At 72.8% G+C, this 21,060-nt stretch carries 24 protein-coding genes; 11 read left to right on the plus strand and 13 right to left on the minus strand.

Translation table 11 applies throughout. The features are described from left to right. Positions 1-63: 63 nt before the first annotated feature. The 3 genes from IF19_RS0117745 to IF19_RS0117755 all read right to left on the minus strand — a co-directional run bounded on the left by IF19_RS0117745 (position 64) and on the right by IF19_RS0117755 (position 1,883). A complete protein-coding gene (locus IF19_RS0117745) occupies positions 64-606 on the minus strand; it encodes a hypothetical protein (RefSeq protein ID WP_050493941.1) in 543 nt (180 codons plus the stop codon). 383 nt (positions 607-989) lie between these two features. Further along, entirely contained in the window at positions 990-1,514 is a 525-nt protein-coding gene (locus IF19_RS0117750) for a hypothetical protein (RefSeq protein WP_030112889.1), read from the minus strand. Positions 1,515-1,610: 96 nt separating this feature from the next. After that, on the minus strand, positions 1,611-1,883 hold the full coding sequence (locus tag IF19_RS0117755; RefSeq protein ID WP_030112890.1) for a hypothetical protein: 273 nt from the start codon (positions 1,881-1,883) through the stop codon (positions 1,611-1,613). A gap of 339 nt (positions 1,884-2,222) precedes the next feature. On the opposite strand from IF19_RS0117755, the gene IF19_RS0117760 reads away from it, so the two are divergent. From IF19_RS0117760 to IF19_RS0117770, 3 genes are all read left to right on the plus strand, one after another. Beyond that, positions 2,223-3,056 (plus strand): helix-turn-helix domain-containing protein, encoded by an 834-nt coding sequence (locus tag IF19_RS0117760; RefSeq protein ID WP_030112891.1) that lies wholly within the window; start codon positions 2,223-2,225, stop codon positions 3,054-3,056. Then, complete coding sequence (locus tag IF19_RS0117765; protein WP_030122083.1) at positions 3,056-3,256, plus strand: DUF397 domain-containing protein; 201 nt, start codon at positions 3,056-3,058, stop codon at positions 3,254-3,256. Before IF19_RS0117760 ends, IF19_RS0117765 begins: the two co-directional genes overlap by 1 nt. Positions 3,257-3,350: 94 nt before the next feature. After that, the gene (locus IF19_RS0117770) at positions 3,351-3,560 is read left to right on the plus strand and encodes a DUF397 domain-containing protein (RefSeq protein WP_030122082.1); all 210 of its coding nucleotides are present in this window, start codon (positions 3,351-3,353) and stop codon (positions 3,558-3,560) included. Positions 3,561-3,695: 135 nt separating this feature from the next. On the opposite strand, the gene IF19_RS0117775 is transcribed toward IF19_RS0117770, so the two are convergent. From IF19_RS0117775 to IF19_RS0117785, 3 genes are all read right to left on the minus strand, one after another. Next, on the minus strand, positions 3,696-4,199 hold the full coding sequence (locus IF19_RS0117775) for a hypothetical protein (RefSeq protein WP_050504632.1): 504 nt from the start codon (positions 4,197-4,199) through the stop codon (positions 3,696-3,698). Positions 4,200-4,873: 674 nt separating this feature from the next. Then, positions 4,874-5,248, minus strand: coding sequence for a VOC family protein (locus tag IF19_RS0117780; RefSeq protein WP_030112893.1), 375 nt, complete (start codon positions 5,246-5,248; stop codon positions 4,874-4,876). Positions 5,249-5,459: 211 nt separating this feature from the next. After that, a complete protein-coding gene (locus IF19_RS0117785; protein ID WP_030112894.1) occupies positions 5,460-5,945 on the minus strand; it encodes a MarR family winged helix-turn-helix transcriptional regulator in 486 nt (161 codons plus the stop codon). Between the two features lie 156 nt (positions 5,946-6,101). Between IF19_RS0117785 and IF19_RS0117790 the strand changes: the two genes are divergently transcribed. Then, positions 6,102-7,061 carry an aldo/keto reductase gene (locus tag IF19_RS0117790; RefSeq protein WP_030112895.1) on the plus strand — a complete coding sequence of 320 codons (960 nt, stop codon included), beginning with the start codon at positions 6,102-6,104 and terminating at the stop codon, positions 7,059-7,061. Between the two features lie 117 nt (positions 7,062-7,178). On the opposite strand, the gene IF19_RS0117795 is transcribed toward IF19_RS0117790, so the two are convergent. Then, the gene (locus tag IF19_RS0117795) at positions 7,179-7,709 is read right to left on the minus strand and encodes a cysteine hydrolase family protein (RefSeq protein WP_050493942.1); all 531 of its coding nucleotides are present in this window, start codon (positions 7,707-7,709) and stop codon (positions 7,179-7,181) included. Between the two features lie 127 nt (positions 7,710-7,836). On the opposite strand from IF19_RS0117795, the gene IF19_RS0117800 reads away from it, so the two are divergent. The 4 genes from IF19_RS0117800 (at position 7,837) to IF19_RS0117815 (ending at position 10,657) form a co-directional block, all read left to right on the plus strand. Further along, entirely contained in the window at positions 7,837-8,094 is a 258-nt protein-coding gene (locus IF19_RS0117800; protein WP_050493943.1) for a hypothetical protein, read from the plus strand. Positions 8,095-8,183: 89 nt separating this feature from the next. Beyond that, entirely contained in the window at positions 8,184-8,990 is an 807-nt protein-coding gene (locus tag IF19_RS0117805) for an HAD family hydrolase (RefSeq protein ID WP_030112898.1), read from the plus strand. Positions 8,991-9,206: 216 nt separating this feature from the next. Beyond that, positions 9,207-9,722 (plus strand): lytic polysaccharide monooxygenase auxiliary activity family 9 protein, encoded by a 516-nt coding sequence (locus tag IF19_RS0117810; RefSeq protein WP_030112899.1) that lies wholly within the window; start codon positions 9,207-9,209, stop codon positions 9,720-9,722. A gap of 158 nt (positions 9,723-9,880) precedes the next feature. Next, positions 9,881-10,657, plus strand: a complete 777-nt coding sequence (locus IF19_RS0117815) for a calcium-binding protein (protein ID WP_030112900.1) — start codon at positions 9,881-9,883, stop codon at positions 10,655-10,657. 191 nt (positions 10,658-10,848) lie between these two features. On the opposite strand, the gene IF19_RS0117820 is transcribed toward IF19_RS0117815, so the two are convergent. Both IF19_RS0117820 and IF19_RS0117825 read right to left on the minus strand, forming a co-directional pair. Further along, positions 10,849-11,598 carry a DUF1838 family protein gene (locus tag IF19_RS0117820; RefSeq protein ID WP_030112901.1) on the minus strand — a complete coding sequence of 250 codons (750 nt, stop codon included), beginning with the start codon at positions 11,596-11,598 and terminating at the stop codon, positions 10,849-10,851. A 168-nt stretch (positions 11,599-11,766) separates the two neighbouring features. Then, positions 11,767-12,597 carry an oxidoreductase gene (locus tag IF19_RS0117825; RefSeq protein WP_030112902.1) on the minus strand — a complete coding sequence of 277 codons (831 nt, stop codon included), beginning with the start codon at positions 12,595-12,597 and terminating at the stop codon, positions 11,767-11,769. A gap of 117 nt (positions 12,598-12,714) precedes the next feature. On the opposite strand from IF19_RS0117825, the gene IF19_RS0117830 reads away from it, so the two are divergent. Then, positions 12,715-13,170 carry a MerR family transcriptional regulator gene (locus tag IF19_RS0117830; protein ID WP_050493623.1) on the plus strand — a complete coding sequence of 152 codons (456 nt, stop codon included), beginning with the start codon at positions 12,715-12,717 and terminating at the stop codon, positions 13,168-13,170. Between the two features lie 16 nt (positions 13,171-13,186). On the opposite strand, the gene IF19_RS0117835 is transcribed toward IF19_RS0117830, so the two are convergent. Further along, on the minus strand, positions 13,187-13,861 hold the full coding sequence (locus tag IF19_RS0117835; protein WP_030112904.1) for an SMI1/KNR4 family protein: 675 nt from the start codon (positions 13,859-13,861) through the stop codon (positions 13,187-13,189). Between the two features lie 97 nt (positions 13,862-13,958). Beyond that, the gene (locus tag IF19_RS0117840; protein WP_234313246.1) at positions 13,959-16,172 is read right to left on the minus strand and encodes an ATP-binding SpoIIE family protein phosphatase; all 2,214 of its coding nucleotides are present in this window, start codon (positions 16,170-16,172) and stop codon (positions 13,959-13,961) included. Between the two features lie 500 nt (positions 16,173-16,672). Between IF19_RS0117840 and IF19_RS0117845 the strand changes: the two genes are divergently transcribed. After that, a complete protein-coding gene (locus tag IF19_RS0117845; protein ID WP_030277648.1) occupies positions 16,673-18,184 on the plus strand; it encodes a serine/threonine-protein kinase in 1,512 nt (503 codons plus the stop codon). Between the two features lie 84 nt (positions 18,185-18,268). Here IF19_RS0117845 and IF19_RS0117850 read toward each other — a convergent pair whose 3' ends face one another. After that, complete coding sequence (locus IF19_RS0117850) at positions 18,269-19,552, minus strand: hypothetical protein (protein ID WP_106973629.1); 1,284 nt, start codon at positions 19,550-19,552, stop codon at positions 18,269-18,271. Positions 19,553-19,796: 244 nt separating this feature from the next. Here IF19_RS0117850 and IF19_RS0117855 point away from each other — a divergent pair, with 244 nt between their 5' ends. After that, on the plus strand, positions 19,797-20,084 hold the full coding sequence (locus IF19_RS0117855; RefSeq protein WP_030112911.1) for a hypothetical protein: 288 nt from the start codon (positions 19,797-19,799) through the stop codon (positions 20,082-20,084). A gap of 34 nt (positions 20,085-20,118) precedes the next feature. Here the strand turns inward: IF19_RS0117855 and IF19_RS0117860 are convergent, their stop codons facing one another. Continuing rightward, entirely contained in the window at positions 20,119-20,709 is a 591-nt protein-coding gene (locus IF19_RS0117860) for a TetR/AcrR family transcriptional regulator (protein ID WP_030112912.1), read from the minus strand. Between the last annotated feature and the right edge of the window lie 351 nt (positions 20,710-21,060).

Here is a 21,060-nt window from a genome sequence, read left to right on the forward strand (position 1 = left end):
CTTGCGGTTGCGCACCTGTCGGCCGGCGAGACGCGGCAAGGCCCGGCCCGGCGAGGGCCGCTCTCACGCGCCGCCGGGGTTCGCCTGCGCCGCTTCCCGCGCCTTCGCCTCGTCCTCCGCCCGCGCCTTCGCCTCCGCCTCGATCCGGAGCGCCCTGGCGTACGCGTCCCAGTCGGCCGGCGGGTACGTCGCCTCGGGGGCGGCGAGCGCCCTGTCGATCCGGCCCCCGAAGTCGTCCGCGTAGAAGCCGTCGAGTTCGCGGAGCAGCAGCAGGGCGGCCTCGCCGAGCGGGCGCGCCATGCGATCGGTCCCGGAGGGGACGCAGAGCGGCTCCATCTGAAGTCGTCCGCGCGAGAACACGGCCCGCTTCTCCATACCGAGCACGGTGAAGCCGACGTGCAGAGCGATGTGGTTGATGCTCTCCCGCACGCCACCGACCATTTCCCCGAGCCCGAGAATCGTCTGCCTCGGACCGCCTGCGACGCTGTCCCAGTCGCCCTTCCCGTCGTACAGGTCGGAGAGGCGCTGGTGCTCGCCGTCGAGCAGGGCGAGCGCTTCGCTCAAAATGCCGCCGATGCGCCTCAGTTCATCAAGATCGTGATCCATCCCTGTCTCCTTCACCTGAGATGTACGTGACCCTAGCCCGGTCCGGGTGGGTCTGTTCGGAAAACGCACATGCAAATGGCATATGAGATATACGAGTTGACCGTACGCACGGCGGGAAGCACAGGCAGGCCCTACGGAGCGGCGAGGCCCCCTGGCACGCGGTACGGCGGCGCCCCGATGCCAGAGATCAGGGCGTTCCAGGTCGCCTTCGACTGCGCGGAACCCGAGCGCCTCGCCGCATGTGAGGCCGAACGCACGGCGAGATCTGCCCCGTGCGCTCCACGTGCGCTCCCCGCTCCGGGCCGGTCTCCAGCTCCGTGGGCCCACGGGGTGGACGCGGCGGGGTCAGCCGCCGCCGCAGCGCGGTCTTCGGCGGACAGGTCCTAGACTCCTTCGCCCGGACCCGCCTCCCCGCCCCCGCCGCCGTCCCGGCCATCGCCCTTCTCGTCCCCGTCGCCCTTCCCACCCCCGCCGCCCCGCTCGCCACCGCCGCCCTCGCGTTCGCGTCGCACCTCGTCGCGTACGCGCTCCGCCATCAGGTCGGCCAGCGGGTCCACCACGTCCCACGAGTGCGGGCCCGGGTGCCGGTCGTACAGCACGCACGCCTCGCCTTCCTTGACGGACAGCCGGTGGATGACGGCCGGGCACGGCAGCAGCTCGGCGAACCGGAACGTCCGGCGCTCCTCGCCGTCGAGCCAGAACATCCACAGCTCCCGGCCGGCCCTGGGCGAGGCCGACCAGAGCTGGGCCGCGTGCTCGGCCGCCTCGGCGTGCTCGCCGAGTTCGCAGAGCAGGAAGGTGTCGAGGTCGGGCGCCTCCACCTCATGGCCGGGCAGGTCCTCAAGCCCCATCAGCGCGATGCGCGCGCCCATGTCGGGGAGTTCACTGAAGGCGGTGCACTGCAACATGGCTCTCATCCTTGCGGGTTACGGGTAGAGGGCGGGCGGGAACGGCGGAGGGCGGGCGGCGTACCGGCGCGGCCGCTCCCGCGTCCCGGGCCGGGTTCACAGGACCTCGCCCCGGCTGCGGGCGTTGAGCCGGGCGGTCCGGGCGCGCAGTTGCTCCATGAGGAGCGCGGGGCGTACGCGCTGCGGCTCGGCCTCCCACTCGGTCCCGCCGCCCACGGGCCGCAGCGACCAGTAGGGGCCGGCGACCCCGCGGAACTCCCCCACCCGGTCGCCCCGGCCGGTGTCCACCACCAGCGCGCCCAGGCCCGGGAGGAAGAGCGGTTCCGGGGCCGGGGAGACAACGGAACGCTCCGGAGCGTGCGGAACCACGGAACGCTCCGGGGCCGGGGGAACGACCGGACGCTCCGGGGCCAGCGGGACGACAGGGTGCTCCGGGGCCGTCGGCACGGCGTCGGGAGGCTTGTGGACCGGCGCCGCGTCGGGAGGCTTGTGGACCGGCGCCGCGTCGGGAGGCTTGTGGGCCGGCGCCGCGTCGGGAGGCTCCGGGGTCGCGGGATCGGGAGGGTCCTGCGCATTCGGACAAGGGTTCTCGCCGTACACCTATCGCTCCTCTCTGTAGCCGAACGACTACCGGGGCGTTTCAGCGTGACCTACCGTGAGTGGGCATTCAACTTGCCTCTTCGGCACGGAAGATCGGGGTCGTGGCCCATGAACATCAAGAAGTTAAATCCGGAGAGTTCCGCCAAGGCCGCCTACGGTGCACGTCTGCGCGGTCTCCGTATCGAGCGGGGCTGGACCCAGGAGTGGCTGGGCATCGAGATCGGCTATTCCAGTACGCACATCTCGTCCGTGGAAACCGGCCGCAAACTCGCTACCTTGCGCTTTTCGCGCAGTACGGACCGCGCACTCGGGCTCGTCGGGTCGGACGCCTCGTTCGAGCGTGAGCTGAGCCGCATCAAGTTCGGCAGCATGCTGGAGGGTTCCCCGGAGTTCCTCATCTACGAGGGCCGGGCGGCGGAGATCCGGCTGTACGAGGTCGGCGTGATGCCGGGCCTGCTCCAGACCCCGGAGTACGCCAGGGTCCTGGCCGACAGCGCCGTCAAGCGGAAGGCGATCACGCCCGTCCAGGCGGAGGAGCGCATCGCGCTGGTCGCGGAGCGCCAGGCGGCCCTCGTCCGGGACAACCCCCCGCTCGTCTTCGCGCTGCTGGACGAGAGTTGCCTGCGCAGGTCGGTCGGCAGCCCGGAGGTCATGAGGGCGCAGATGGACCGACTGATCGAGTTCGCCGAGCAGCCCCACACCGTGATCCAGGTGGCGCCCTTCGACATGGGTGAGCACCGCCCCTTCGACCTGCCCATCACCATCCTGACGATGCCCGACCGCTCGCTCATGTCGTACGCGGAGTCCGCACAGCAGGGCTACCTGGAGCGCGAAAGCAGCTCGGTGGTACCTCATCTGACGGCCTACCATCAGTTGCAGGCGGCAGCACCCTCCCAGGCAGCCTCCGTTGACATGTTCTGGCAGTTGCGAAAGGGCTTCTAGTGACAACCGAGACCCCCCGCTGGTTCACCTCCTCCTACAGCAACAACGGCGGCCAGTGCGTCGAGATCGCCACCAACCTCGCCGCTCCGCACGGCATCGTCCCCGTCCGCGACTCCAAGGACACGGCCGGGCCCGCGCTGAGCGTGCGGTCCGGTGCGTTCTCCGCCTTCGTCACGGGTATCAAGTCGGGCGAGCTGTAACAGCCGCAGCATCGGGCGCCCGTGACACCGGGCGCCCGTACCGCCGGGCACTGGTGACGTGGCGGCGGACATCCGCGACGACGGAAGGGCACCCGTGACAACCGAGACCCCCCGATGGTTCACCTCTTCCTACAGCAACAACGGCGGCGCATGCGTCGAGGTCGCCATCAACCTCGCCACCCCGCACGGCATCGTCCCCGTCCGCGACTCCAAGGACACGGCCAGGCCGGTCCTCACCGTTCCCGCCGCCGCGTTCAGCACCTTCGTGGCGGGCGTCCGGGACGGTGGCCTCGGCACCGTCTGAGCCACCGCCCGGCCGCTGCGCCGATCCGCACGCTGTACGCCGTGCTCCACCCCGCACTCCGTGCGACCTCCGTGCGGCGAAGCCCCACCGCGTTCGACCGAACCGCGCGGTGGGGCTTCGCCGTTCGGCCCGTCCTCATGCCCCGGCGGTGCGGCGGGCGGCCCCGCTCCGGCGCCGGTGGTACCCGACCGTCAGCACGGCGAGCAGCGGTCCCCAGAGGAGCAGCGGCGTGTAGCAGAGGTGAAACCAGGCTCCTTCCCACCCACCGGCCAGACCGGGAAAGTCGCTCGGCAGCTCGTCGCCGCGGATCGTGGTGCCCCGGATCTCGCTGACGACGGTCAGGGCGGTGAACACGAAGGTGACGGCGGCGGCTCCGAGAGCTGCGGGGACGACCGCGGCCGTGGTCGGCACCCGCCGCCCGCCCAGGTACGGGACCCAGCGCGGGAAGACCTCGCCCCAGCGGGCGACCAAGCCGATCGCGGCGAAGGCGAGGAGTTCGGAGGCGACCGAGAGGAGGACCACGTACATCCGCTCGCCGAAGGTGATCCCGTGGCCGAATGCCGCCGGGATGCGCCACACGCTGGACGGAAGGACCACGAGCGGCACCGCACAGGCGGTCAGCCACCAGCCCCGGGTCACGCCGGGCGCCGGTGCGTGAGCGGCACGCCAGGCGGCACGGAAGCGGCCGGTACGGGCGGAAGCGGAAGGCGTAACGACAGAGGCGGGGGCAAGAGCAGAGGCGGAGGCAAGAGCAGAGGCAGGGGCAGAGGCAGGGGCAGGGGCAGGAACAGAGGCGGCGGCGCGGTCGTCGGCACGCGTCGGAAGGGGCACGGGGACTCCTCGGTGTCGGCCGGGGCGGAGCGGTTGGTCCGTCCTCCACCGACGATCGCAGCCGGGCGACCGCGCGGAATCACGCTGCGGGCCGACTCCGCTCACCCACGCGGCGGAGCACGTGTGCGGCCGCGGGGGGACAGAGAAGCGCCGGACTCGGTGGCGTCCGCGGCCTGCACGGCATCGACTTGCAGATAGCAGAACCCCTCCACATGCCCACGGGGGCGCGGAGAGGGTGTTCATGGCCGTCCACCACCACCGACCGTATGCGGAAAGACTCGTCCAGGAGGCGGAACGATGGTCGTCAAGCACTGCGCGCGCACGCTGATGGTCGCGCTTCTCGTATGCGGCGGCACCGCGATCGTCCCGGACGGCGGGGCCGCCGGCGGGGTGGCCGCCGACGGCAGCGGGCGCGGGACGGACCCGTGCCCGCTGCCGTATCCGGTTACGCGTGCGGGGTCACACGTACGGGCCGGGCGGGGCTACACGTACGGGCGGGTGATCAGCTCGATCGCGTGTCCGGCGGGGTCCTTGAAGTACACGCCCCGGCCGCCGTGCTCGTCGTTGATCTCCCCCGTGCGGCGCATCTGAGGGTCGGCCCAGTGCTCGACACCCCGATCGCACAGCCGCTGGTACGCGCGGTCGAACAGCTCGTCGTCGAGCAGGAACGCGTAGTGCTGCATCTGGATGTCCACCGGCGGTTCCGCGAACTGCAGGAGCACGCCGTCGGCGAGCTGGACATTGGTGAACGGGCCCCAGGACGGCGCTTCGGAGAGCTCCAGCAGCTCCCGGAAGAAGCGGGCCGACTCCTCGCGGTCCTCGGCGGCGATGATGGTGTGGTTGAACGTGGCCGGCATGCGGTTGACCTCATGGGTGTTCGACACGGAAAAGGGACTCGCGGTGCGCGAGTGCCGGGAGGTCCGCGTGCCGAAGCGAGGGGGTGCGTTCGCGGCACCCACCGTGCGATCAGCCCTCCACCGGATCGCCGATCCGTGCGTGGCTCAGAGCCGGTCCGGTGTTCACGTCGCGTGACACTACTCGGCCCGGCCTACGGGCACAACGGGGTTGTCACCCGGTCCCGTTCAGCACGTCGATCGCCCGCTCCAGATAGTCCTCGAACCGCTCGAACTCCTCCGGGGTGAACGCGGCCCGCAGACCGTCCTCGACCCGCACCGCTTCCTTGTCCGCCTTCTTCAGCGCGGCGCGTCCGGACCTGGTCAGCCGGTTGACGACGACCTTCTGATGGAGCGGAGAAGGCTCCCTCTCCGTCAGTCCGTGCTTCTCCAGGTTGGCGAGGACCGTGGACATGGTCTGCGGCGTCACCATGCTCTCGCGGGCGAGCTGTGCGGCCGACATCCCGTCCGGGAAGAGCGAGAGCAGCAGCAGGACCGAGTACTGGGGCACGGTCAGGCCGAACGGACGCAGGGCCTGCGTCTTGCGCGCGATCAGCGCCTGCTCGGCCCGCTTGATCCTGTTTCCGAGCCGGCCTCCCACCGCCGCCGTCACGTTCGCGCGCGGGTCCTTCGCCTGCTTGGTCGTCCTGTTCTCGCCCATATCAGCAGTCTCCCACGCAGGAGTCTTCGGCCCTTTGCGGGAGCACTCGACCATGAGTGTAAGAGTTCTGTCATAGAGTAGACATCGAGCACACCAAAGCGCACTGGCACGTGAACGTCGATGACGTCGACGAGCCGTCGAGGAGAGGGGACCGTGATGCGCGGTACCGCACTGGGAACGTCCGGCCCGGAGGTCGGCGTCGTGGGGCTGGGCTGCATGGGCATGTCCTGGGTGTACGACGAACGGGGCAGGGACGACGCGGCCTCCGTGCTGGTCGTCCAGCACGCCGTGGAGCTGGGCTGCACACTGATCGACACCGCGGACATGTACGGCCCGTTCACCAACGAGAAGCTCGTCGGCCGCGCGCTGCGCGGCCGGCGGGACGAGGTGGTGCTGGCGACCAAGGGTGGCCTGGTGGTGGACGACCCCGCCACCTATGCCAGCCACCGCGACGGCCGTCCGGAGCATCTGCGCGCCGCCTGCGAGGCCAGCCTCAAGCGCCTGGGCGTCGACCACGTGGACCTCTACCAGCTCCACCGGGTGGACCCGGACGTTCCCGTCGAGGAGAGCTGGGGCGCGCTGGCGGACCTGGTACGGGAGGGCAAGGTGCGCGCCCTCGGCCTTTCGGAGGCGTCGGTCGAGGAGATCCGGCGGGCCGGGACCGTGCACCCGGTGGCATCCGTGCAGAGCGAACTGTCCCTGTGGAGCCGGGACACGGTCGACTCCGGAGTTCTCGCGTTCTGCCGCGACCAAGGCATCACCCTCATCGCCTTCTCGCCGCTCGGCCGGGGGTTCCTCTCCGGCCGGATCACCTCCGCGGACGACCTCCCGGAGGCGGACGGCCGCCGCCTGCTGCCCCGCTTCCAGTCCGAGGCGATGGCCGCGAACCTCGGCATCGTCGACCGGGTGCGGCAGGTCGCGGACCGGTTGCGGGCCACTCCGGCGCAGGTGGCTCTGGCCTGGGTGCTGGCGCAGGGCGAGAACGTCGTGGCCATCCCGGGGACGAAGAATCCGCGCTACCTGGAGGAGAACGCCGGCGCGGCCGCGGTTGAGTTGGACGATGCCGCACTGGCGGCGCTGGACGGCGCACCGGCCGCCGCGGGTACGCGCTACTGACCGGCCGCCGCTCGCCGTGGGTACGCTCCACCGGCCGCCCCGCGTGCGCCGCACGTGGGGCGGCCGCCGCCCTCGCCAGGGGGCGTCCGGACGCCCCGGACCCAGCGACTGAGGACCCTACGAGCCCACGAGGGAGTCCACCGTGCGCACACGCACACCGAGCGCGACCAGGCGGTCCAGCGCCTCATGATGCTGCGCGTCGCTCTCGCTGGCGGAGGCGTCGGAGACGACGGTCACCTCGTACCCGAGGCGTACGGCCGTGGCCGCCGTGGCCTCGACGCCGTACGCGGTGGCCAGGCCGGCCAGCACCACCTCCATGATCGCCGCCCGCCGCAGGCGCTCGTGGAGGCCGGTGCCCTCGAACGCGTCGAGGCCGTGTTTGACCACCGCGTACTCGTCGGCACGGACCGCGAATCCGGGGACCGGCCGGTTGGCGGCCGCAGCGAGGCCGCCGTCGGCGCCGTCGGCCTGGACGTGCCGGACGAGGACGACCAGTGCGGAGTCCGCCGCCGCGAAGTGCTCACGCAGCCTCCCGCAGGCGTCGGCGACGGCGGCCCCGCCCATCGGCTGCCAGGGCCGGTCGACGATCCAGCGTTGCAGGTCGATGAGGACGAGCGCCGTGTGCGCGTGGGTCATGGGGCGGGCCATGAGGCGTTCCCTCCGGTCGGTGCACGGAAGCCTGATTCAGCAGACCTCATACTCATAGCAGAACCCTGTCATACTTGCGACTTCTCCTTTCCGCGCGGGCATGCCCCTGCCCGAACCCCAGGAGGCCGTGGCTTCGCACATCCGACCCGAGGGCGATCCCGGCTCCGAGGCGGCGGAGCCGGTGAGGCCGGAGTGGCTGCGGCCTGCCCCGGAGGGCGCGTTGTGGATCACCGAAGAGGGGGAACAGGCACGCCTCGCTCTCAAGGGCAACGCTCCCGCTCTCCGCGCCGCCCTGCACGCGGGCATCCGCGAGGAGGACTACGTCACCACGGTGAAGGTGCTGCGCCGGTTCGTCCGCAACGCGGGCGGCACGATCACGCCCTGAGGGCTGACCCGCGCTTCCCGGCGGGACAGCCCTTAGCGGATTCCGCTCCGGCGGGCAAGCGGCCGTTCGGGGCCTTCTAGGGTGGGGCCATGCCCACGCCACTCGCCCACGCCCTCGTCGCCACGGATCTGGACGGCACACTACTGCGCCCCGACGACACCGTCAGCGCCCGGTCCCGTACCGCCCTCGGGCGCGCCGCCGCAGCCGGGGCCCGGCACCTGATCGTGACCGGGCGGCCGGTGCCCGGCATACGGGCCCTGCTCGCGGACCTGGCGTACACCGGGCTCGTCGTCTGCGGCCAGGGCGCCCAGCTCTACGACGCCGGCGCGGGGCGACTGTTGCGCTCCACCACCCTGGACCGCGAGGCCGCCGACACCGCGCTCGGCAAGATCGAGGCGGAGGTCGGGGCCGTGTTCGCCGCCGTGGACCAGGACGGCGCGGACGGGGTGACGCTGATCGAGACCGGCTACCGCATGCCGAACCCGACCCTCCCCGCCCAACGCGTGGACTCCCGCGACGCGTTGTGGGCGAAGCCTGTGATCAAGGTGCTGGTGCGCCACCCCGAGCTGGGGGACGACGCGCTGGCGGCCGTCGCGCGCGGGGCCGTGGGCGATCTCGCGACGGTCACCATGGCGGGCCCCGGCACGGTGGAGCTGGCTCCGTACGGGGTGGACAAGGGCACCGGGCTCACGACGGCCGGGGAGCTGCTGGGCGTCGGCGCCGAGCGGATCGTGGCGTTCGGGGACATGCCCAACGACCTGCCGATGTTCGCCGGTTCGGGGCTCCGGGTCGCCATGGGCAACGCCCACCCGGAGCTGCGCGCGGCGGCCGACGAGGTGACCCTGACGAACGCGGAGGACGGCGTCGCGGTGGTCCTGGAGCGGCTGTACGGCTGAGCCGACGCCCCTCCCTCCGGCGGGCCGGAGGGAGGGAATCGCGCCAACTCCGTTCCGTACCGGCGAACTTCGCGCACCCTAGCTTGGTCTAGACCAAACAGGGTACGCTCCCCTTGCCCCGCCCGGCAGCCCCACCGCCCCGCGAGGCGCTGCTTGTCATGCACACGCTTGTCCGCTTCCGTGCGGGCGAGTCCCGACCCCCACAGAGGAGTTGTCATGAAGAGCAAGAGGATGCTGGCCGTCGCCATCGGAGCGGGAATCGCCCCGCTCCTGGCCGTCACCCTGCCCGCCGGGAGCGCGAGCGCGCACGGCTACATTTCCTCGCCGCCCAGCCGGCAGGCCCAGTGCGCCGCGGGAACTGTCTCGTGCGGCTCCATCAAGTACGAGCCGCAGAGCGTCGAGGGCCCGAAGGGTCTGACGAGCTGCAGCGGCGGCAACGCGGCGTTCGCCGAGCTCAACAACGACAGCAAGGGCTGGAAGGTGACCCCGGTCAGCCGCACGACCAGCTTCAACTGGCGGCTGACCGCCCGCCACGCCACCAGCACCTGGCAGTACTACGCCGGTGGCCGGAAGATCGCCGAGTTCAACGACGGCGGCGCGCGGCCCGGTGAGACCGTCACGCACCAGGTGAACTTCGGCAGCCTCTCCGGCAAGCAGAAGGTCCTGGCCGTGTGGAACATCGCCGACACGGTCAACGCCTTCTACGCCTGCGTGGACGTCAACGTGAGCTGACCCGCCAGGGCACCACGGAACCACCGCACCACCGCACCACAGAAGCGCCGCACCACAGAAGCACGAAAGCACGGCACCACCCGGCTCCGCCGGCGCCCGGAGCGAGCAGAGCACCGTCCGCTCCGGGCGCCCCCGGCCCCCCACCGAGATGAGGTCCCATGCCCCGCCACCGCGTCACCGCCCGCGCAGCCGTCGTGGCCCTGCTCGCCACCGGCCTCGCCGCCTCCCCGGCCGCCGCGGCCCCCGCCGCCGGCAGCGGGGGCAAGGCCCGCGTCGGCGCCGACTGGGCGAAGCAGTCCATCACCTTCACCGCCGCCCCGGGGCAGGTCAACGACCTCCACGTGGTCCCGATGGACCAGGGCGACGGGGTCCGGCGCATCGGCTTCCGCGACGCGGTTCCGCTCCAGCCGGGCGACCACTGCACGTACCTGGAACCGGGCGTCGAGACGTACGTCGTGTGCGAACTGCCCACCGGCGGCGCCCGCCCGGACCGCATCGACGTCTTCCTCGGCGACGGCGACGACGAGATCGCCACCAGCGACCCCGGCGTCCACACCGTCAGCGGCGGACCCGGTGACGACACCCTCCACGCCCACACCGCGCACACGGTCCGGGGCGACGAGGGCGACGACATGGTCATGGGGCGCGTCGTGCTGGACGGCGGCGACGGCATGGACCACCTGATGGGCGACGACGGCGACCAGCGGATGTACGGCGGCCGGGGCGACGACATGATCGAGGGGTACGGCGGCCGGGACCTCGTCCACGCGGGCTCCGGCGACGACCACGTCATGGGCGGCGACGGCGACGACGTCCTGCTCGGCGGCCCCGGGAACGACATGCTGCACGGCGAGGCCGGCAACGACCTGATCGTCGGCGGCTCCGGCAAGGACAAGACGGACGGCGGCCCGGGCCGGAACATCGTCCTGTCGTAGCCCGCGCCGCACCACACCGCACCACCCCCACCATCGCCCGCCCGCCGATGCGGCGGCCTCGGCGGGCGGGTCCGCGTCCCCGTACGGCCCCGGAGCAGGCGCGCCGCGCGGGCCCCGGGGCCGTCCGCGTACGAGACGGCCGTCCCGACCTGCCCCTGGGGCGCTACCCCTGCGGCGCTACTTCTGGGGCGCTACTTCTGGGGCGGGTCGAGCTTGCGGAAGTACGTCCAGCTCGTCTCGTTCGGCTCGCTCCACCGCTCCGGGGCGTGCGCGAACTCCGGGTGGCGGGCGGCGATGTACGCCCGGGTGCGGTCGGGTACCTCGGTGTACGCGGTCAGCTTGCGGCCCCGGCAGTGGAAGGTGAGCCCGCCGGGCCGCTGCCCCCGGGCCATCCACGGGAGCCACGGCGACATCCGGCTCCACGACATGGTCGCCGGGACGCCGGGAGCCGGACCCGCCAGGTCGGCACGGTCGGCGAAGAACTGGAAGAGCTCCAGGGCCTTGTACGTGTCCCCCGCCGAGTGCACCGGGTACTCGGCCACCGGCAGCGGCGAGGGGTAGGCGAGCGGGATCTCCGGACTGAAGCAGACCTGCCCGCCCAGCTCGGTCGTGGGGATCGGGGCGGGACGCAGCTTCTGGTTGGCCGGGTCGTTCCAGACGTGTACGACGGGCAGGTCCTGCCAGCTCTCCAGGATCTCCCGGGAGACCGGGTCCAGGTAGAACGCGGCCTCCCGGGTGAGCAGCCGGTACGCGTCCGGCCCGGCTTCCGCGTCCTCCACCAGACGGGAGACGTTGAGGCCCTCGAAGCCGAAGAGGCGCTGGTAGGGCTCGTCCGGGGCCCAGGAGTAGACGTCTCCGGACCACCAGTACGTGACCTCCGCGCCGTCGAGGGAGGCGCGGGTGCGGAGGAAGGAGCGGAGCGGTTCTGCGGGTGTCGTCATGGGCACCACTCTGCGGGAACGAGCGCGGCCGGTCGGTGCGAACCGCGCGATCGGCCGGTCGGTGCGAACCGGGCGATCGGCCGGCCGTTGTTCCGCCGGGCCGCGCCCGAACCGCCGGGTGAGGCCGAGCCCGCTCCGCTTCGAGCCCCCGGCCCGAGCCGGAACGGCTCAGATGGCGGTGGACAGCGCCACGTGGCGCCACGCGTCGAGTTCGCGGCGCACCCGGTCCAGCTTCGCCTCGACGCGCTCGACCGCGTCCGCGCCCAACTGCAGTCGCAGCGGCGGCTCGTCGACCTCGGTGATGTCGACGATGGCCTTCGCCGCCTTCACCGGGTCTCCCTGCTGACGGCCGTCGGACGCGGCCATCCCCTCGCGCACCGGCCCGGCGCCGACGGCGTAGTCCGCGATGGAGGCCGGTTCGACCCGCAGGCTCGTCGAGGTGTTGAGGAAGTCCGTGCGGAAGCCGCCCGGCTCCACGATGGTGACGCGTATGCCCAGCGGGGCCAGTTCGCCGTGCAGGGCCTCGGAGATGCCTTCGAGTGCGAACTTCGACGCCCCGTACAGGCCCACGGCCGGCGCCGTGGCGAAGCCGCCCACGGAGCTGATGTTCACGACATGCCCGGACCGCTGGGCGCGCAACGCCGGCAGGGTCGCCCGCAAGGTGTTGAGCACGCCGAACACGTTGATGTCGAAGAGCGCGCGTGCGGCGCTGTCGGACGTCTCCTCGATCGCCCCCACGAGGCCGTGCCCGGCGTTGTTGACCACGACGTCGATGCGTCCGAACTCCGCCAGGCCGGCCTCCACCGCGGCCGTCAACTGCTCGGGTTCGGTCACGTCCGCGTCGACCGCCAGCAAGCCTTCCGGCTTGTCCGGGTACGCCCCACGCACCGCCGCGGCGTCCCGCGCTGTCGCGATCACGCTGTGCCCCCGCTCCAGCGCCTCGCGGGTGATCTCCGCCCCGAGCCCACGCGATGCGCCGGTGACAAACCAAACACTCATGCTCTTCCCTCGTTACGATCGTCCGACCTGCCGAATCGCCGGCCTGCTGGCCTGCCGGCGGCTCGACACTAGAAGCTAGAGTCGGGTCTAGATCAAGAGCTGCGTTACGGAGCGGTCATGGACCTGAGTATCGGCGAAGTAGCCAGGCGCAGCGGGCTCAGCGTCCACGCACTGCGGTTCTACGAGCGCGAGGGCCTGTTCGCCAACCCCGTACGCCGCCTGTCCAACGGCCGCCGGGTGTACCACGAGGAAGACCTGGAGTGGCTGGCGGTCTGCACCAAACTGCGCTCCTCCGGCATGTCGCTGGAGGCGATCCGGCAGTACGTCGAACTGGCCCGGCAAGGTCCGGGCAACGAACACGAGCGACTCGCGTTGCTGCGCCGGCACGAGAAGGACGTGGAGGCCCGGATCCAAGAACTGAACGAGGCGTTGAACGTGATGCGCTACAAGGTGGGGATCTACGAAGACCACCTCGCACGCGGCGAGGCCGACCAGCTCTGGAATCCGTCGCACTCGGACACCGCACCACCGGCGGGGCCCGAGCGGGATCGCCGTTCCTCGGGGAGTGCTTGACCGGTGGGGAGCGGGCTCAGTCCGCGTCCTCGTGCTCTGCGTCCTCCTCCTCGTCCTCGTCCTCGTCCTCCGCGTCCTCCTCCATGCTCTCGTAGCCGGAGTGGACCAGTGCGGAGAAGCCGGGGTAGTCCGTGAGGTCGCCGTACTTCGGTGCGAACTCGTAGGCGGCCCACTCGCCATCCGGCCCGACGTCGGTCGGATCGAGCAGCCAGTAGTCCTCACCCCGGGCGATTTCGATGGACCGGCGGAACAGTCGGACCTCGTCCTCGTTGCCGGGTATCGAGGCGTAGATCCCGATCACGCGGCTGCCCGCCTCGCTGTCGCGCATCCACACGACGCGGTCGCACGGATGGATGCCGTCCACCCAGCCGTCCAGGCGCGTCCACCCGTCGCTCGCCAGGAAGAACGCCCGCAGGCTCGGGGGGAACCGAACTCCGAGCCGCTCCTCTGACGCCGCCAGAGCCTCCTCCCCGGCAGGGGGCTCCCCGAGCCACGGCTCGACCCGCTCCCCTCGGTCCCGGGCCTCCGACTGCTCGTCGTCCAGCAGGTCGTCCACCTCTTCGTCGTCGGCGCGGACCTTCACGTACAGCTCGCCGTACCGCTCCAGGAAGTCGCGCCACTCCCCGGGCGTGGTCAGAACAGGGGCAACGTCGTTCTCTTCGGGCTCAGTTGTCTCACTCATACCGGCCATCGTGCCTGGTACCTCTGACAGTGCCGATGACGGCCGCCGCCCGTGCTTCCGCCCGCGCCGCTCTCCGGGCCGTCGGCCGGCGTCCGTTCCCGCGGGGTCAGGCCGGCGGGGGCGGCGCCGTCGTCGTACCCTCCGACTCGCCGCTCGGGAGCTCCTGTTCGGTCCACAGCACCTTGCCGTCGGGGCCGTGGCGGGCTCCCCAGTGGGAGGCGAGGCGGGAGACGATGAACAGGCCCCGGCCGCCCTCGTCGACGGTCCGCGCGTGCCGCAGGTGCGGGGAGGCGGGGGAACCGTCGTGGACCTCGCAGGTGAGCGTGGAGTCGAGCAGGACGCGCAGCCGCAGCGGCGGGGTGCCGTAGCGGACGGCGTTGGTGACCAGTTCGCTGACGATGAGCTGCGATGCCTCGACGGTGTCCTCGTCCAGGCCCCACTCCTGGAGCCGGTCGCGCACGAGGGCCCTGGCGGTGGCCGGGGCCCGGCGCTCCTGCGACAGGTCCCAGGTGGCGACCTTGTGGTCGGAGACCGTTCCCGTACGGGCCAGCAGCAGGGCCGCGCCGCCGGCGCGGGTGTCGGCGGGCAGGGCGTACACGACGTCGTCGCCGGCCTGGCGCAGGGTGCGGCCCGGCCGGGAGAGGGTCTCGGCGATGCGTTCGGCGGCACGGTCTCCGGTGAGCAGGTCGGCGGTGCAGAACGCGAGCAGGCTGCCCACATCCAGGGTGACGACGGCGGGGGCGAAGAGGGCGCTGTCGTCGGAGAAGAGCCCCGGGCCCTCCGGTACGTCGAAGGGCACCGCCCGCCCGTCCGGCCCCACGACGATCGGCGCGGGGTGCCCGGCGCGGGCGACGGTGCAGGTGCGGGCGAACGGGTCGTACACCCCGTACAGGCAGCCCGCGCTGAGCGGTTCGCGCTGGAGGACGTCGGCCGGGGGCAGGCTGTCGCGCTCCTCGGCGAGACGGTCGGCGGTGTCCTTGAGCCGGGCCAGCACCTCTTCCGGCTCCAGGTCGAGATCGGCCAGCGCCTGGATGACCGTACGCAACTGGCCCATGACGATGGCCGTTTGCAGGCCCTCCCCCTCGACCCGGCCGACCACGAGGGCCGTTCGCGCGCCGGCCAGGGCGATCGTGTCGTACCAGCAGCCGCTGTCCCGGCCGGGCAGCAGCACGTGTGCCGTCTCGACGGCGGCCTGTTCCCGGGCGGCCTGCGGGAGCAGCCGCCGCTGGACGGTCGAGGCGATGACGTGTTCGCGCTCGAAGCGGCGGGCGTTGTCGATGGCGAGGGCGGCACGGGTGGCCGCCGCCATGGCGAGGGTGACGTCGTCCTCGTCGAAGGGTTCGGCCTCCCCGCACCGGTAGAGGCTGACGAGCCCGAGGACCGCGCCGCGCAGGGAGAGGGGCACGACGATCAGGGAGTGCGCGCCGCTCTCCGCGACGGCGTGCGCCGCGTGCGCGTCGGCGTCCAGCCAGGGTGTGTCGGGGGTCAGCGGGACGAGGCGGGGGCGCAGGTCGGCGGCGGTGAGCGCGAAGGGGGTACGGAGGGGGAGGCGGCGGGTGACGCCTGCGGGGCGCGGGCGGTCTTCCCGGGGGTCGGGGGCGAGGTCGGGGTCAGGCTGGGGCTGGGGCTTGTCGCCAGGCGTGTCGCACCGGCCGCTCGCGGCGCGGCGTAGCGGGGTGTCGGGCGGCAGCGGGCCCACCGGGGGATCGACGCCGCGCAGGACGTCGTCCACCACCTCGACGGCCGCGAGGTCGGCGAAGCCGGGCACCAGGGCGTCGATGAGGGCGCGGCAGGTGGCGGCGGTGTCGAGCGAGCCGCCGACCGTGTCCCGTACGGCGGTGAGCGCGGTCTCCCGGGCGCGGGCCCGCTCGCGGTCGGTGACGTCCACGACGGTGGTCACCAGTCCGAGGGCGGGGGCGTCGGCACCGTGGTGGCCCTGGCCCGGGGCGCCGGGGCCGTCGCCGCCCGGAGCGTCCGGGTCGCCGCCCGGGTCGTCCGGGTCGCCTCCCGGGGCGTCGAGGCGGTAGGCGGAGACCTGGAACTGCCGGTCGCCGGGGATCGTCCGCAGCCGACCGCTCACGAGGTGGTCGCGGACCGGGCCCCGGCCGGCGAGCACCTGCTTCAGCAGTTCCTCGGAGCCCTCCGGGTCGTCCAGCCGGAAGGCGTCGGTGAAGCGGCGGCCGATGTACTCCTTGGTCGCGACGCCCTCGAAGTGGGCGTTGGCGCGGACCAGGCGGAGCTGCGGGTCGAGTACGACGAGGCCGACGCCGGACTGGGTGAACAGCGTCGCGAGGACTGCCTCGTCCCACTGGTCGGGCACACCGGCCCACCCCGCCTTTTCCGTACCTTCCAGCCCGCCCGGCCCTTCCAGCCCGCCCGGCTCTCCCGACCCTTCCGGCCCTTCCGCCTCGGCCGTTTCTCCGGGACCGGCCGGGTTCTCGGCGTCCGCCACGGCTCCACCCGCCCTCCGGCTCCGGCGCACCGCTGCCCGGATCCGGGTACGCGCCGGTCCAGCATCGCCCGCCCGGCCGGGCCCGGCCACCGGTGGACGGCAGAGGCGTGAACGCGCACGGGCCGGGCCCCGGGCAGCCGGCGGTCGCGGGAGCACGGGCCCCGGGCAGCCGGCGGTCGCGGGAGCACGGGGCCCGGGCAGCCGGCGGTCGCGGGAGCACGGGGCCCGGGCAGCCGGCGGTCGCGGGGGCACGGGAGCCTCGGGCGGCGGGTGGTCGCGGGGCACGGGAGCGTCCGGCGGAGGGGCCGGACCGGCGGTGGGGCGCTGCGTCATACTGAACCGCCGGAGCACAGGGGGGCGTACAGCGTATGGAGTACGGGGCGAACGGCGGTGATCTGCCGGAACAGGTCGGCGGCTACACCGTCGAGCGGGAGCTGGGCGCGGGCGGCATGGGCACCGTCTACCTGGCACGCTCCCGGGGCGGCCGGTCGGTGGCCGTGAAGGTGGCCCGCCGGGAGCTGGCGGCCGACCCGCACTTCCGCGAGCGGTTCCGCGCCGAGGTCGCCGCCGCCCGCAGCGTGGGCGGCTTCCACACGGCCCCCGTGGTGGACGCGGACCCGGACGCGGCGGCGCCCTGGCTGGCCACGGCGTACATCCCCGGGCCGACCCTCTCCGCACTCCTGGAGGCCGAGGGGCCGATGGACGAGGCACGGTTGCGGGCGCTGGGCGCGGCGCTCGCCGAGGCGCTGGCGGCGATCCACGGCTGCGGGCTGGTGCACCGCGATCTCAAGCCCGGCAACGTGATCATGGCGTCGGACGGCCCCCGGGTCCTGGACTTCGGCATCGCGCGGGCCCTGGAGTCGACGCGGCTGACGGCCACCGGTACGGCCTTCGGCACCCCGGGGTTCCTCGCGCCGGAGCAGGCGCAGGGCCAGGAGGTCGGCGGGTCCGCCGACGTGTTCGCGCTGGGGGCGGTGCTCGTCGCGGCGGCGGGCGGCAGCGCGTTCGGGGCGGGTACGCCGATGGGCATGATGTACCGGTCGGTGCACGAGCCGCCGGATCTGGCTGCCGTACCGGAGGGGCTGCGGCCGGTCGTCGCGGCGTGCCTGGCCAAGGACCCGGAGGAGCGGCCCACTCCGGCGTCGCTGCTGGACCGGTTCGCGCCGGACGCCACGCCGTCGCCCTCCCCCGGCCCCCGCCCGGCGCACGCCCCCACGGCGGCGGCGCCCCCGCCTCCCCCGGCGTACGCCCCGGCCTCCGCGCACACCTCGCCGCCGGGCCCGCCCACGGGCTACCCGGCCTACCGGCACCCGGGCCCGTACACCACAGGCTCCCCGGCGTACCAGCAGCCGGGCCCGCCCGCCGGGTATCCGGCGTACCAGCAGCCGGGCCCGTACAACGGCCATCCCGGGTACCAGCAGCCCGGCCCGTACAACGGCTTTCCGGGGTACCAGCAGCCCGGCCCCTCTGCCTACGGGCCGTACCAGCAGGCGGCTCCCGGCGGCTACCCGCCGCAGTACCACCACCCTGCCCAGGCCCCGGGCACGGCCCCGCCCCACGCCTTTTCGTCGTACCAGCAGGCGGCGGGCGGCGGAGTGCCCCTGGCGGGCGAGGGTCCCTCGTTCGTGGCGGTCGGACCGGGTACCTCCCTGCTGATCGACGGGGAGGGTGTGACGCTGGGCCCCGACGGCACGGAGACGTCGTACGCGTGGGACGAGATCCGCACCGTGACGTACGGGGTCGGGGGTCCCAAGCACCTCGGGGTCGCCGTCCATCTCCACACGGGCACGGCCCACCCGTGCCTGCTCGACGCCCGGCGGAAGAGCCGGCTCCAGGAGTGGCTCCAGGACCTGCCGTTGATCCTGAACTGCTACCTGTGACCGGCCCCGCCCGTCCGCGCCCGGACAGGCGGGCCGCTTCAGCTCTCGGGCTGCTTCGGCTCTCGGGCCGCTTCAGCCCTCGGGTCAGACGGGCTCCTCCAGGTGCGTCAGGGCCTGGCGGAAGTCGGCGAGGGCGGGGCCGAAGTCGCGGGCGGCGGCGTACAGGGAGGACCGGTCGATGAGGCTCGCGGCCAGCGCCCGCGGGCCCTCCACCGGATCGTGCCGGGCCAGTCGGCGGGCCAGGTCCACGCCCTCGTCGTACAGGGGGCGCACCTCGTCCACGAACCGGTGGACCTGCTTCTCGCCGTGGACGGCGGTGCGGAGGGTGAACGCCCGGTGCAGGCGGACCAGTTCGGCCAGGTACCGGTCCGGGTCATCGGCAGCGCGGGGAGCCAGCGCGTCCGCCCGGGCGCGGAGAGCGTGACGGCCCTCGACGGACCGCCACTTGGCCCGGGGTGACCAGCGCAGCGGTGCAGCGCCGGGCGGCGGGCTTGGGGCATCGGGTTCGGACGGTTCGCCGTAGGCGGCGGCGAGGGTGAGCAACTCCGCCCAGAACGACCGCTGGTAGCCGCTCCACTCCTTCCGCTCGCCGGTGTCGGCCAGCTCCGACAGCAGGGCGAGCGCCTCCTGCCGCGCGAGGGCGGCCCGCTCGCCGAGTCCGTGGGCGTCGAGCATCCGGACGTACCCGGTGAGCGCGTGGAGGTGGCAGGCCAACGGACCCCGGTCGGCTGCGGCTTCGGCCGCTTCCATGGTGACGAGGTCCTCGAACGCGGCGAGGGCGCCGGCGGGACGGCCGGCGTCGTGGAGTGCGGCGATGTGGTCGAGGAGGGTCCAGGCGAGGGTCCCGCTCCCGGGGCCTCGGGGGCGGAGCGCCGCGACCAGGTGATCCATGGCGTCGGCGGCCTCGGCGTACCGCCCGGCCTCGGAAAGTCCCGCCGCCCACTCCCTCACCCCTTTGACCAGCGGCTCTCCGGCCGCCTCGGCCTGAGCACGGGCGACGGCGAGCATCTCGGCGCAGCGGGCGAGACCTTCGTCGGTCCGCCCCAGGCGGTACAGGTCCTCCCGACAGCCGTCGAGCGCCCGGTGGAGGACGTCCGCGCGGCCGGGTTCGGCCGGGTCGATGGAGCGGGCCGCGGCCACCGCCTCCTCGGACAGCTCCAGCGCGGACGCGTGCCAGGAGCGGGTGAGAGGGTTGTACCGGAGGTCCAGGAGCGCGTCGGCCAGACGCGGTGCGTAGACGTCCGGGCTGACCTGGGCGAGGACCCGGTAGGCGTCCACTTCTTCGCCCGCCGTGCGGCGGCCCGAGGCGAGCAGCACGTTCCGCGCTCGCACGATGTCGTCCTGATCAACTTTCCGGGTGGGATGCATAGCGGGAATTCTGAGGGCCGACGACAGGCCCGCCAAGGGTCTCCCGCTGTGCCGTTACTCCTACGAAAAACGCCTCTGACCTGTCATGATGGGCGTGACATCACTTTTCGGCGAACCTTTCCCGACGGCGCTCGCGGTCGGCACGTCGACCCATCGGCACGTCGGCGGCTGCGGCACTTCGGCCCCGTTCTCCGGACGCCGGGCCAGCGGATCCGGCGGACACGCAGGAACCGGAGCGGCATCGGTGAGCAGACTCCCCGTACGGAACGGCGGCGACGACGTCCTCTGCCTCTTCCTCGAACCGTACGGTGACGTCTTCTGGTTGAAGCCCGGTGACGAGTTCACCGTCCTGCCGGGTGAGGGCGTGCCGGATCCGCAGTTCACGGTCGAGATGGTCAAGCACCGACTGATCGTGTGGGTCTTCGAGGGCGGTGACCCCGCGAAGGTCGTCGTGGACTGCACGGTGGTCGACAGCGGCGGGAACGAACTGCCCGAGGGCCACCAGTGGCCCGACGGGCGCAGCCCGTACTGACGGGCCCGGGGAGACATACCGCCGTACCGGAGTCTCAGTACCCCGGGGCCCGGAGCGCGCGCAGCACGTGGGCGACCAGGGTGGCGATCGTCTCCCCGTCCTGGATGGGCTTGCGCAGGACGTGGCGGTAGTAGACCGGGCCGTACAGCATCTCCACCGCCAGCGGGAGGTCGGCGCCCGGCGGAATCTGGCCACGGTCCTGGGCGCTGCGCAGTCGGCCGATGGCCTCCTCCACGCGCGGATCGACCAGTTGCTCCCGCAACTGCTGGGCCAGGCGGTCGTCGTGGTGCAGTTCGGAGAGGATGCCCGCGTAGGCGGGGCCGAACGGCGGGACCGACAGCAGCTTCACCGCACCGGCGACGTGGGTCCGCAGATCCGCGCCGATGTCGCCCGTGTCCACGAACGGTGTGGCGTCGACCAGGGCATCGGTGAACGCCTCCAGCAGCACCGCGCCCTTCGACGGCCACCAGCGGTAGATCGTCTTCTTGCTGACCCCGGCCGCGGCCGCGATGGCCTCTATCGTGACGTGGCCGTACCCCCGCTCGGTGCAGAGGTCCAGAGCGGCCCGCAGGATCGCGCGGCGCGACCGTTCGCTGCGGCGCGCGCTGCTCGGCGATGTGGTCATTCGGTGAGCATAGGGGGGTTCCAGCCAATCTCTTATTGACATCTCGTCGCCAAAGACCGAACAATACCCAGGCGGAAACGGAACGTACCGTGTCGTGTCGTTCCGATCAGCCGCATCGTTCGTGCCGTTCGTGCCGCGACGAGCCGATCGGGGGACGGCTCGCCCGGCCGACGGCGCGTCCGGACCCCGCCGATCCGTTCCGGCCAGTCCGGTCCAGCGGTCCAGTCCAGTCCGGTCCGGCCCGGTCCGGTCCGGTCCGGCCCGGTCGGCCGAGGTCTCCCCTCCCGGCCCTTCGGCTCTCTGACTTTCTGACTCTTCGGCTTTCCGGCTTTCCGGCTTTCCGCGCCCCGA

It is taken from the genome of Streptomyces californicus, from assembly GCF_000717645.1.
Classification (GTDB): domain Bacteria; phylum Actinomycetota; class Actinomycetes; order Streptomycetales; family Streptomycetaceae; genus Streptomyces; species Streptomyces californicus.

Coding starts and splice junctions, on each gene's coding strand:
- IF19_RS0117745 (WP_050493941.1), bottom strand. CDS start 606: ATGGATCACGATCTTGATGAACTGAGGCGCATCGGCGGCATTTTGAGC.
- IF19_RS0117750 (WP_030112889.1), bottom strand. CDS start 1,514: ATGTTGCAGTGCACCGCCTTCAGTGAACTCCCCGACATGGGCGCGCGC.
- IF19_RS0117760 (WP_030112891.1), top strand. CDS start 2,223: ATGAACATCAAGAAGTTAAATCCGGAGAGTTCCGCCAAGGCCGCCTAC.
- IF19_RS0117780 (WP_030112893.1), bottom strand. CDS start 5,248: ATGCCGGCCACGTTCAACCACACCATCATCGCCGCCGAGGACCGCGAG.
- IF19_RS0117785 (WP_030112894.1), bottom strand. CDS start 5,945: ATGGGCGAGAACAGGACGACCAAGCAGGCGAAGGACCCGCGCGCGAAC.
- IF19_RS0117790 (WP_030112895.1), top strand. CDS start 6,102: ATGCGCGGTACCGCACTGGGAACGTCCGGCCCGGAGGTCGGCGTCGTG.
- IF19_RS0117795 (WP_050493942.1), bottom strand. CDS start 7,709: ATGGCCCGCCCCATGACCCACGCGCACACGGCGCTCGTCCTCATCGAC.
- IF19_RS0117805 (WP_030112898.1), top strand. CDS start 8,184: ATGCCCACGCCACTCGCCCACGCCCTCGTCGCCACGGATCTGGACGGC.
- IF19_RS0117810 (WP_030112899.1), top strand. CDS start 9,207: ATGAAGAGCAAGAGGATGCTGGCCGTCGCCATCGGAGCGGGAATCGCC.
- IF19_RS0117815 (WP_030112900.1), top strand. CDS start 9,881: ATGCCCCGCCACCGCGTCACCGCCCGCGCAGCCGTCGTGGCCCTGCTC.
- IF19_RS0117820 (WP_030112901.1), bottom strand. CDS start 11,598: ATGACGACACCCGCAGAACCGCTCCGCTCCTTCCTCCGCACCCGCGCC.
- IF19_RS0117825 (WP_030112902.1), bottom strand. CDS start 12,597: ATGAGTGTTTGGTTTGTCACCGGCGCATCGCGTGGGCTCGGGGCGGAG.
- IF19_RS0117830 (WP_050493623.1), top strand. CDS start 12,715: ATGGACCTGAGTATCGGCGAAGTAGCCAGGCGCAGCGGGCTCAGCGTC.
- IF19_RS0117835 (WP_030112904.1), bottom strand. CDS start 13,861: ATGGCCGGTATGAGTGAGACAACTGAGCCCGAAGAGAACGACGTTGCC.
- IF19_RS0117845 (WP_030277648.1), top strand. CDS start 16,673: ATGGAGTACGGGGCGAACGGCGGTGATCTGCCGGAACAGGTCGGCGGC.
- IF19_RS0117850 (WP_106973629.1), bottom strand. CDS start 19,552: ATGCATCCCACCCGGAAAGTTGATCAGGACGACATCGTGCGAGCGCGG.
- IF19_RS0117860 (WP_030112912.1), bottom strand. CDS start 20,709: ATGACCACATCGCCGAGCAGCGCGCGCCGCAGCGAACGGTCGCGCCGC.